Source organism: Lactiplantibacillus nangangensis, from assembly GCF_005405065.1.
Classification (GTDB): domain Bacteria; phylum Bacillota; class Bacilli; order Lactobacillales; family Lactobacillaceae; genus Lactiplantibacillus; species Lactiplantibacillus nangangensis.
On record NZ_BJDI01000001.1, the window covers coordinates 196627 to 208383 of the forward strand.

At 38.7% G+C, this 11757-nt stretch carries 11 protein-coding genes and 1 pseudogene; 4 read left to right on the top strand and 8 right to left on the bottom strand.

What is annotated here, in order from left to right; all coding sequences use genetic code 11:
• The first annotated feature begins 19 nt into the window (after positions 1–19).
• The 4 genes and pseudogenes from FFM70_RS00890 to FFM70_RS00905 all read left to right on the top strand — a co-directional run.
• The gene (locus tag FFM70_RS00890) at positions 20–1297 is read left to right on the top strand and encodes a glycoside hydrolase family 140 protein (protein ID WP_171002266.1); all 1278 of its coding nucleotides are present in this window, start codon (positions 20–22) and stop codon (positions 1295–1297) included.
• Between the two features lie 5 nt (positions 1298–1302).
• Complete coding sequence (locus FFM70_RS00895) at positions 1303–3198, top strand: beta-glucoside-specific PTS transporter subunit IIABC (RefSeq protein WP_137614983.1); 1896 nt, start codon at positions 1303–1305, stop codon at positions 3196–3198.
• Between the two features lie 150 nt (positions 3199–3348).
• Complete coding sequence (locus FFM70_RS13895) at positions 3349–3675, top strand: hypothetical protein (protein ID WP_179951157.1); 327 nt, start codon at positions 3349–3351, stop codon at positions 3673–3675.
• 39 nt (positions 3676–3714) lie between these two features.
• A pseudogene (locus tag FFM70_RS00905) lies at positions 3715–3843 on the top strand (type II toxin-antitoxin system RelE/ParE family toxin); the annotation flags it as partial.
• Positions 3844–4246: 403 nt separating this feature from the next.
• Here the strand turns inward: FFM70_RS00905 and FFM70_RS00910 are convergent.
• From FFM70_RS00910 to FFM70_RS00950, 8 genes are all read right to left on the bottom strand, one after another.
• Positions 4247–4978, bottom strand: coding sequence for an L-ribulose-5-phosphate 4-epimerase (locus FFM70_RS00910; RefSeq protein WP_137614984.1), 732 nt, complete (start codon positions 4976–4978; stop codon positions 4247–4249).
• On the bottom strand, positions 4971–5834 hold the full coding sequence (locus FFM70_RS00915; protein WP_171002267.1) for an L-ribulose-5-phosphate 3-epimerase: 864 nt from the start codon (positions 5832–5834) through the stop codon (positions 4971–4973). The genes FFM70_RS00910 and FFM70_RS00915 overlap by 8 nt, the downstream gene beginning before the upstream one ends.
• Positions 5835–5839: 5 nt before the next feature.
• On the bottom strand, positions 5840–6478 hold the full coding sequence (locus tag FFM70_RS00920; RefSeq protein WP_137614985.1) for a 3-keto-L-gulonate-6-phosphate decarboxylase UlaD: 639 nt from the start codon (positions 6476–6478) through the stop codon (positions 5840–5842).
• A gap of 20 nt (positions 6479–6498) precedes the next feature.
• Positions 6499–7563 (bottom strand): PTS fructose transporter subunit IIC, encoded by a 1065-nt coding sequence (locus tag FFM70_RS00925; protein WP_137614986.1) that lies wholly within the window; start codon positions 7561–7563, stop codon positions 6499–6501.
• 39 nt (positions 7564–7602) lie between these two features.
• Entirely contained in the window at positions 7603–7920 is a 318-nt protein-coding gene (locus FFM70_RS00930) for a PTS fructose transporter subunit IIB (protein WP_137614987.1), read from the bottom strand.
• Between the two features lie 2 nt (positions 7921–7922).
• A complete protein-coding gene (locus tag FFM70_RS00935) occupies positions 7923–8375 on the bottom strand; it encodes a PTS sugar transporter subunit IIA (RefSeq protein WP_223877394.1) in 453 nt (150 codons plus the stop codon).
• A 342-nt stretch (positions 8376–8717) separates the two neighbouring features.
• On the bottom strand, positions 8718–9608 hold the full coding sequence (locus FFM70_RS00945; RefSeq protein ID WP_137614990.1) for an NADP-dependent phosphogluconate dehydrogenase: 891 nt from the start codon (positions 9606–9608) through the stop codon (positions 8718–8720).
• Positions 9609–9690: 82 nt separating this feature from the next.
• A complete protein-coding gene (locus FFM70_RS00950; protein ID WP_137614991.1) occupies positions 9691–11643 on the bottom strand; it encodes a BglG family transcription antiterminator in 1953 nt (650 codons plus the stop codon).
• Positions 11644–11757: the final 114 nt, after the last annotated feature.

Consider the following 11757-nt stretch of genomic DNA (forward strand, 5'->3'; position numbering starts at 1 on the left):
TCGCAAGGGGCGTGAAATAATGTTATCGGTTCGCAATCATCAAATTTATCAAAATTCAAAGCCTTTCTTTTACTTTGCTGACACCTGTTGGAGTGCTTTTACCAACATTGCAAAAACTGATTGGAATTATTATTTAGATTATCGTGAACAACAAGGATTCAACGTTGTTCAAATCAACTTATTAAAGCAATGGGATGCCAGTGGAAACGACTTGAACATTTACCCATTCGCCATCACCAAAAATGACAGCGGTTACACTTTCGACTATTCCAAAATCAACACGGCTTATTTTGACCGTGCTGAGGAAATGTTAGCTAATGTGCAAGCACATCATATGATTCCCGCACTAGTTTTACTGTGGGCTAACTATGTTCCAGATACTTGGGCTTCTCATATTGCACGTAATAACCTTTTTACTTTTAAGGACTTAAGTCACTATGTCGCCTACGTTACAAAACGGTTTAAAAAATTTGATCCAATCTATTTCGTAAGTGGCGATACAGACTTTAACACTGAAAAGACGATTAATTATTATCGTGAAGTTTTAAAAACGGCCAAAGAAAATGATCCTGACGCATTGTATTCATTTCATATTAAAGGTCGTTTTAGTGATGTACCAGAAGAGTTCTTGGACCAAATGGACTTCTTTAGTTATCAATCAGGTCACAATATCGATGGTCAGGCTACTGCATATACAATTCCGTTAGCCGAGCGAGCGAAGTTTGACGGGCCAATGATTAATACAGAACCATGTTACGACCAAATTAGTTACAGTCGTCAAAAATATGGGCGTTTCAGTCCACATGATGTTCGAACCGCAGCTTGGTCATCCGTGCTAGCTGGTGCTAATGCAGGAATTACTTACGGTGCACACGGTATCTGGAGTTGGCATCACACTGGTGCTAGCTTTGGAATTGTCGCTGGTGAAGGGTTTGATGTCCCTTTTGATTGGCATGATGCCTTACGCTTTCGAGGTGCCAACGATTTAGCTTTCTTAAAGCAAATCATGACAACAACTTTTCCAAGTGGTTGTAACCCTACTGGTAAAACGTTGAATGACACTGTACAAATTCAATCAGCCACTAACGATACTCAAACGAGCTACCTAATTTATTTACCAACTAATACTGAATTAGACGTTACACCATTAGGATTGAATCAAGAAAATTCTAAAATTACCATCTGGGATCCACAAACTCATTTAGAAAAACAAGGTCACTGGATTTCGTCAACTCGAATCGGTCTATCAACTTGTTTAGAAGATGTTCTAATTAAAATTAATAAACGGGAGGGTTAATTATTATGAAAGATAAAGACCTAGCAAAATCGATTGTCTCACTAGTAGGTGGCGTCGATAATGTTAAAAGCTTAGTTCATTGCGTTACTAGACTGCGCTTTAAGCTTAAAGATGAAAGCATTGCTGATACTGATGCAATTAAAGATTTGGATGGTGTCATGACCGTTGTAAAAAGTGGCGGTCAATACCAAGTTGTTATTGGAGACAAGGTTGATGATATCTACAATCAAGTGATGCCACTGTTGTGTAACATTTCAACAACCGAATCAACTGATGATGATGACAAAGACACCAGTTTCTGGAATAAGGCTGTGGCACTATTATCTTCACTATTTATGCCAGTCTTAGGTGTTTTAGCCGCTTCTGGTGTTTTGAAAGGACTACTGGCCTTATGTACTGCTACCGGTTGGCTCACTGCTAAATCAGGAACCTACATGATCTTATACGCTGCATCCGATGCTATTTTCTATTTCTTACCAATTATTTTGGGATTTGCAGCTGGAAACACTTTCAAAACCAATCCATATTTAACTGCAGTCATCGGTGGTGCTTTAGTCTACCCAAGTATGGTTAGTGCCTACACAGCTAAAACTAGCCTAACCTTTTTAGGAGCACCAGTTATTTTAATGAATTATGTTCAAACACTAATTCCAATCATTGCAGCTGCTTGGTTGCTATCCTTAGTCAGCAAATTACTAAAAGCTAAATTACCGAAATCATTACAAATGATTTTTGTACCATTACTGAGTTTGGTAATCGTCGTTCCAGCAACCTTCTTGGTCGTAGGACCAATCACTAGTATGTTAAGTACTTGGCTAGCTGATGCAGTTCTCTGGGTTTACGGCATTGCACCAGTTGTTGCGGGATTTGTTTTAGCCGGAATTTGGCAATTAGCTGTTTTACTTGGCTTACATTGGGCCTTCATTCCGATTTTCCTAAATAATATTGCTACTAAAGGTTACGACCCAATTGACGCAATGTTATTCTGCACTGTTTTTGGTCAAGTTGGTGCCGCATTAGCGCTAACCATCAAGGCTAAAGATCCAAAATTCAAAGAATTGGCCGCTTCAGCGACATTATCAGGGATTCTCGGAATTACTGAACCTATTATTTACGGTGTCACAATTACTCATAAGAAATCCTTCGTAATGGCCTCAATCGGTTCAGCATTTGGTGGTGCAATTGCAGGATTTTCAAGTGCCAAGATGTACGGCGGTTTTGCGCCTGGTGGTATCTTCGGGATTCCAATGTTCATGGGCAAAAATGGTTTTGATAGTTCCTTTATCGGGTTCCTAATCTCATTGGTTGTTGCTTTCGGTGTTGCTTTTGCCTTAAGTATGGTATTTGGTGAAGTTGTTAAGCCTAAACCAGTTATAGCAAAGAAGCTCAACGTTGCAGTCAAAGCCAGTGAAGTTGGCTCACCATTAGTTGGTCAAACAATGCCATTATCCGCCGTTAAAGATGAAGTTTTCTCAACTGGAATGATGGGTAAAGGATTAGCTATCCTACCTACCACTGGCGAGGTACATGCACCATTTGATGGCCAAGTCGTCTCAGTCTTTCCCACTAAACATGCGATTGGCTTAAAATCCAACACTGGCATTGAATTACTCATCCATTTAGGACTAGATACCGTCAACCTGAAAGGTGAACATTTCGATACTCAGGTTAAGGTTAACGACATTGTTAAAGCCGGTGACTTATTAGAAACCTTTGATATCAAAGCTATTGAAGCAGACGGATATGATATGACAGTACCTATCATTGTCACTAACACTAAAGAATTTAATTCAATTAAAACTGTCAGTTTAGGCAATAATGTTAATTTCGGTGATGAAATTTTAAGTACCACTGTTTCTGAAACTGGAAATGAAAAATCTGAATCACTTCAACAAGCGTAATCACGAGAGTCTGGATCTTTGTCCAGGCTCTTTTTGCTTACCGTGTATTTCATCAATTCAGGTTTCAGATGTACAAACTTGTAATTACATCCGACAACTTGTATACTACCCTTGTAGTCATATTCGCATGACATCAATTGGAGGCTTAAAATGAAAACTAAAACTAGAAAACAAGGTAATTCAATAACATTAACCGTCCCAAGTACATTCAACATTGCTGCTGGTGTTACTGTGGAACCTGAACTAACCACCGATGGCATTTTTTATCGCTTCGTTGAAGAGAATCCGATTCTAAATTTTGACGCAGAGATCCTAACCGATTTAATCGCCGAGGAAACTCCTAGCTACAAACTAGTAGATGAATTTAAAAAGCGCCAACAAGCCATTCCACAGGCACTCAAACAAATTGAGCAAGAAACCTTAGCAAACGAATCGCCTATGACTAAGGAACAGTTAAAAAAAGATATTGGCTTATGAGGTTGTTCCTTCCCATCAAGTTAAAAGCTATTTAAAAAAGTTAAAGGAACTGAACTCAAACAAGCCTTTACAACCATTATTTACGATTTAATTGCAATTACACCAACCGCCGGTAACCAAAAGAAAGGTGACCTCGCTGGTATTTACGTTCAATTACTTGACTGCTGAAATGCTCAAGTAACCATCACTGGCTAAATTGTTCCTGTATACCATATCGGTGTTCTAGCCGGGGACTTGTAAATCAGGTCCCTCCTGGTAAGCGTGATAGCTTTCGTACCATGCAACTGTTGGCTTTACTTTCATTATCTTCGAGTAATATTAGATTTCAGCTTATTTGGCAACTTCGTCCAAATAAGGCTAGCCTTGTCGCCACTTCTTATTCATCAGTTCAGTACTTTGTTTTAGGCTTACTTCAGATTCCGTCTTGCGGCAGATACCCTTGCCTTCAACTCGTGGATCTGACTACTGCGGCCCACAGCGGACTCACACCGCCTAGTTATCACCCATGCCGGGTGTACAAAAAATTGACTTGAGTAAAAAACAATTACTCAAGCCAATCTACCAGTTCTTTTTACAAAATATGTTCATGCGTCATTGATTTGGGGTTACTTTGACCATAATAAGCGTTATCACCGTGCTTGCGATAGTAATGTTTATCCAATAAATATTGTGGTACTGAAGGGTCAGTATGCCCTGATAATTGCATGGTATGATATGCCGTTTCAGCGACAACTTCCAACACCTTCGCATTATAAACTGCTTTATCCGGAGTTGCCCCCCAAGTAAATGGGCCATGATCTTGTACTAAGACACCTGGTACAGCATCTGTATCCAATTGATATTTTTTAAACGTTTCAACAATAACACGGCCGGTGTTTCCCTCATAATCATCGGTAATTTGTTCCCGACTGAGTTGTGGTGTCACTGGTACAGGGCCATAGAAAGTATCTGCATGCGTGGTTCCACAAGCGGGTACATCCATTCCAGCCTGCGCAAAGGAAACTGCCCATGGTGAATGAGTATGGACAATACCGCCAATTTCAGGAAATTCACGGTATAAAATTGCATGCGTTGGCGTATCGCTAGAGGGATTCAACTCGCCCTCAACAATCTGACCGTCCAAATCTACCACGACCATGTCATTCGGTTTCAATTTATCATAGGCGACACCGCTTGGTTTAATGACAAATAGCTCTTTATCACGATCAATACCGCTCACATTTCCCCATGTGAATGTTACCAAATTTAACTTTGGTAATTGCATATTCGCCTCATAGACTTCTTGTTTCAACGTTTCAAGCATGATCGTCAACCTCCGTTTCAGCCTTTGCAAATACCTCGTCAATAAATTGCTTAGCCACTTTGATTTCCTTAACTGGGTTTGAGCTTGTCTCACTCCACATCTCAATCATGTAAGGACCATTGTACCCCAATGACTTCAATATTCTTAAACAGCCAACGAAGTCAACAGCACCCTCACCAAACGGTACATTTTTAAATTTACCTGGGAAATCACCATGAACTGGTAATGTATCCTTTAAATGAACCGCAGCAATATTATCAATGCCATGTTCCAACTCGTAACCAACATCATTTTCTGGCCAAGCAGATAAATTACCGATATCCGGGTAGGCTTGTAACCAAGGACTATGAATCAACGTCTTAATATGTTGAACCTTGGAGATTGAATTAATAAACGGATCATCCATGATTTCAATTGAAAGCATAACTTCATATTTTTCAGCCATTTTGACACATTTAGTCAAGTTTTGTAGAAACAATTGCCGAGTTAGGGGTGACTTATCTTCATAATAAACATCATAACCGGCTAATTGGATATTTCTAATGCCAAGTCGAGAAGCAAGTTTAATCGCTTTTAACATCATTGACAACGCCGTCTCGCGACTTTTAAGCTGCAGTGACCCTAGTGGGAACCGCCGATGACCACTTAAACACATCGATAAGATTGGCAAATTATTACGAACAATGGCTTGATGTACAGCCTCAACTTCATTACTATCCCAGTCTAATCGTGCTAAGCGTTCATCACTTTCATCAACTGACATTTCAACGAAATCAAACCCCAAGTCTTTCGCCAATTTTAATTTCTGATTCCAGTCCATTTGATGTGGTAAAGCTTTTTCATAGATTCCAAGCATTTATATCAGCCCCAATACTTGGTTATTTCATCCCGTAATGCTTTTGCAGCAGCATGTGGATCATCTTGACCAGTAATTGCTCGACCAGCAATAAATGTAAAGACAGGAACACCTTTAAAGAGTTTCAAGGTATCAACGGTTAAACCACCAGTAACTGAAACTTTAAATCCCATATCAATTAGCTTTTTAACAACTGATAAATCTTTTTCGCCCCAAACTTCACCAGCCAATAAAGCATCTCGGCTTTGATGATAGACAGCTTGATCAATCCCAATCTCACGCCACTTTTTGGCTTGATCCCAAGTCCAATCGCCATACAATTCAACTTGTAAGTCATTCAATTCTTTCTTAGCAGCTTGCATCGTTGGGATCGTTGCACAACAAATCATTGTCATCCAATCAGCGCCAGCATCTTTACTGTGTTTTGCCACAGTTCCACCAGCATCTGCACACTTAGTATCAGAAACGACAATCTTATCTGGGAACATATGCCGTAAACAACGGACTGCTTTAACACCCTCTTGTAATTGTAAAATAGTTCCAGCTTCAACAACATCAACTTCAGGACCAGCCTGTTTGACAATTCCAAGTGCGTCTTCCAAAGAATCCTGATCCAAAGCAATTTGTAAATTTGGTCTAGTCATAACTAACAATCTCCTAATCTTTAATCAATATTAATATCGATATCTAAATCATCATGAACTTCTTCTTCTTTAGAGCCTTCCTTTATCTTGGGCTTGATTAGGGAAAGCGTTACCCCAGTGATACAAGCACCAATTAGTAGCGCTGCTAAATAGAGGAAGGGATTACTTGCAACTGGAATGGTAAAGATTCCACCTGAAAGTAATGGTACCGTAACACCCCACGACAAAATCAAGCCATCAGCAATTCCCGATCCTAATACAACTGCAGGTATCACTCGAATCGGGTCTTCAAAGGCAAACGGCAAGGCACCTTCAGTAACCTGACACATTGACATAATAATTGCAGCTTTCGCATTTTCACGATCAGCTTTCGTATACTTATGTGGTGAGAATAACAATACAGAGAGTGCAATCCCCAATGGCGGTGCCATCGCAGCAACGTTTTTACCTGCCGCTGGACCCCAGACGCCTGAAGATGCAAACGCAGTAACAATCGCAAATGAGATTTTATTAACTGGTCCACCCATATCAAACCCCGTCATACTACCAAGTAAGAATCCAAGTACAAATCTTGAAGCATGATTCATACCCATAAAGAATTTGACTGCGGCCCCAGTCAATGCGGCTAACGGTGGACCGATGACGTACATAACTAATACTGTCTCTAAAATCCCGCCTAATAATGGAATAATAACTAATGGCACCATCGACTTAACTGACTTCGGCAACTTCCAACTGTTACACCAGAGAACTAACATCCCAGACGTAATCCCGACAATAATCCCGCCTAAAAAACTAGCATTAACCACCGTCGAAAGATAACCACCTAACAAGCCAGGTGCGATTGCCGATTTACCGGCAATCGAATATCCAATCCCAGCAGCCAGAACCGCAATCATAATCGAAAAGCCATCATTACCAGCTGCAAGTAGATAATAAGAAAACGAGCCTTTAGTCTCTGTTTCACCTATAATTCGGGCAATTGCGGTACAAAATCCAGACATAATGATAAGAGGAATCATATAAGATAATCCACTTAAAAAGTGTCTTTTTAAGTTGTCGATTTTAAATATATCCCGATACATGTCCTACCACTCCTTAAAGTTTATGACACTCAACTAAAATTAATTAGCAACCTGCAACTTCTTTTGGATTGTCCGTAATAAACTTTCAGGCGTTTGAATGGCAGTATTGGTTGGAACTTTGACAACTGCCTTTCCATGAAACCGATCTTCACCAGTAATAGCAACATCGGCAGCGATAATAACAATATCAGCCGCTTGGATTTGCTCTTCCGTCAACTGGTTTTCCATCCCAGCACTACCTTGCGTTTCAACATGCGCTTCCATTTCCAAGCTCTTAGCCGCACTAATTAATTTTTCACGAGCCATATAAGTGTGTGCAATTCCTACGGTACAAGCCGTTACACCAACAATTTTCATAACTACATACCTCCAGATTTTTCTAATATTTTTTTGAAATCGATTACATTGTTTTCTGTTAATAACCGTTGCTGAACATCTTTATGAGTTAACGCTGCCGAGAGATGCGATAGTATCTTCAGATGGTTAACATCTCGATGCTGTGTCGGGACTACCAACATGAAGATTAATTTAATTGGCTTTCCATCTAAGCTATCCCATTTCAGATCTTGGTTAGTCTTAAAAACTGCGATAGCTGCATCTTTAACAACATCGGATTCACCGTGAGGAATCGCAATGCCATTTTCCATTCCAGTAGGGCCAATCGCTTCACGGTCAAGTACAGCTGCATAAAAAGCATCTTTATCACTGATGACGTCATTCTTTTCAAGCATAACGCTCATTTGATATAGCGCTTCTTTTCTTGTTTTCACATTTGCATGCAAATTAATATTGTCTTTTATCAAATCATTCATAATTTCACTACCTTCAATTGATAAACCTTTTCTATTGGTAATTACCTGACATTCTACTTAACCCATATTTGTAACGGGCGAACAAATGAATATCGAAATCCAGTAATCTTTGCAATTGATTCTTTTTGATGAATCTTAAGTAGGATATTGTGATTCTTATGAAGGTACGAGAAGTAAATAACACCATAGGCCAGTACAACCAGTAGCGCAATCACATAATGATTCTGAACACAGAGAATTACGCCTGATAAAATTAAAAATAATCTTATATAACTGATTAAAGTGTTCCAACAGTATATAGTTCTACCTTTTTGATGTTCCACGTTATACCAATAGAATAACCTACGCTTCCGGCCGATAACCGCCAACCTCCTTTCTCAAGGAGTTAATAACTTTTGCATCAAAAGTTGCTTGATTTTGAGTTCTTTGGCGCATCAATAATGAAAGTCCAAATGCCGGCACCGGAATATTTAAATCCATTCCTGATTTAACTGCATCTGCACAAGCACTACTTGAATGAATGACTGTGCTGACATCATCCAGCTTCTTGTTTTGATCCAACGCATGATACATTAATTCCATTAACCAACCACGAATCACAGCCGACTTATTCCAGGTATAAGCAACATTCTTTAAGTCATAGTCAAATGGGCTAGCATGTAATAGATCAAACCCTTCACCAATAACTTCCATCATTGAATGTAAAATTGCATTATGAATAACTTTTAAGTAATGACCACTGCCCGATTTACCGGTATACAGCAAGCCGTCTTCAGCTGCCATGGACTTAAGTAATGGTTCAATGTATTCGTAAGCGCTTTCATCTCCGCCAACCATAAAACTGGCACCATGTAATGCCCCGTATGTCCCACCAGATGTCCCGATGTCCATAAAGAAGACCTTCATGTCAGCAAATTCTTTAGCTCGTTCAACAGAAACGTGATAGTCCGAGTTACCACCGTCAATCACAATATCATTTTCAGAAACTAGCTTTTTCAATCGTAACAAAGTTGAATTGGTAATCTTACCAGCTGGCAACATCACCCAAATAACTTTTCGTTCCGTATCCTTTTGTAATTGGTCTAAAGAATCAATTGTCTCGATACCATCGGCATTTGCTTTCTTTAACACATCCACACTAACATCAAATCCAACCACCTGGTGTCCATGCGCTTTCATGTTAAGCGCTAAATTATAACCCATTTTTCCGAGACCTATTAAGTATACTTTCATAATTTACCATCCTTCATTTCATTAATATTGATTGCGACGCTAATAAGAATGTCGCATCACCCTCTTAAGTTCAAATTTTTCATTAGTTATAAAATTCATTAATTATTTGCAGAACCGCAGGAACATCCTTAGCAGCAACTAGTTGAGTCATTGTTTTCTTAGAAGCTAACAGGCGATCAAAGTATTTATACACTTCATCTAGTGACAAAGTTTTTAAATCTTTCTGACTGAATCCAATGAAGAACACGATCTTAACAGTATCATCACCCCATTGAATACCACCTGGATTAATAAAGATCGAGATACTAGACTTATTTACGTATTTGCTAGCTGTGTGCGGAATAGCGGCCAAGCCTTTTTCAATAACTGTCGAAGCTACCTTTTCACGTTCAAGTGCTGCCTCAATAACTCCAGATTTTGCAAACTTTTTAGCAATCAGGTGTTCACCCACATAGTTAATTACCGCTTGTTGAGTATTTAACACTTGATTAACAAATATTAGCTGAGAACTCAACAATGTCATAAATGCATTAGAAGTTGGTTGTTTCTTGCCTAATATTTCATTAATCTGTTTCTTCAAAAGAACCCGTTCTGCTTCATTGAAGAATGGCTCAATTACTACAACTCGCTGATTTGGAATATCCAATGGTAACGTACTAACAATTAAATCCTCTGAAATCTTGGTTCTAAATAATTCTGATACCGAGATAACCCGTCTAACTACAACTTCACCATTAAAATAACGACGAATCCTTTGGGTCAGCAAACGTGCGGTACCCATTCCTGTGCTACATACAACAACGATATTGACAAAACTCTTAATTTGAGCTGTTGGTTGATTGCGTTCTAGAAAGGCTTCAAAGTGAAGCGCTAGATAAGCAATCTCATTCTTATCCATCGTAACCATGAATCGTTGATCAATCTTTTGGCTTAATTCGAAGGCTAACTCAAAAGATTGAGGATAAAGTTTGATAATTTCCTTGGTATAAGGATTAAAAGCCTGTAATCCCACTTGAAAACGATGCAATGCCGGTTCCAAGTGAATTGCTAAGTCATTGATGAGTTGGTCATCATAATCTGCGAGTTCGTCAGTCAAAAACAAAGAAAACGTTTGCAATTTCGCATTTAGCTTAGTATGTTGCTCAAAATCAGTAACTTCAATTCGATTCTTTTTCGCAGCTAAAATATGAATATTTAAATATTCTTGTTCAGTCACAGGAATATTAATTTTCAAAGTTGTTTCCAACAATTTAACCAACACTCTGGTCTCTTCACAAAACTGATTAACACCATAATCACTATCTTGTAGAAAGCGATCATTCTTAATTCGTAGCGTCGAAATACAAATATGAATCAGCAGCGATTGATATTGATATTCCGTAAAATTTAACTCCGTCTTGATCTGTAATTCATGTAAAACTGTTTGAACCTTATTTAGCGAGTCCTTATCTATTAATTCGTTCAAAGAACTCGGAAAGTTAACCACACGGGCATTTGCTTTGACCGATTCACGCCAATATCGTGCAACGATTTTACTTGCAATGTTGCGCTTATTGCGTTCAGTACCTTTCACATAAAGACCATGATTATCGCTCAATAGCTGCAGATGGTGCTTGGCTAATGATATTTTTATTTGTTTAATATCACGATCTAAAGTGCTCCCACTGATATAAAAGCGCTCGCATAATCGCGCCATTGTTATTTCATGATCTGAGATCAACAGTTTTAACAAAATCAGACTTTCACGCCCAACTGCATCAAGATTTAATAACTGTGCATCATCCTGAAATTTTTGTTTAAACTTATCGAAGTCACCTTCAAAATAGATACCAACATTACGTTTGCGAATTAATCTAACATCTGTTCCATTCAGAGCCTCCTCTACCAAATCAAGATACTTTGGAACTTTTTTCCTAGAGACATCTAACAACTTAGTTAATTCTGAATAGTGCACTAAATCCTTGGAATAAATATATGCAATAACTCTTTGAACGTCATCACTTACTTGTTCGTCCATACCATTACTAGTTGTCACATAATCACCTCTTGGCTACATTCATAATACTAATGGCTAATGAGCTATCTTCAAACGTCAAAAATGGAACTAATATAAGTTCCGCAATATTAACTATTACAATTAAGGCTAACT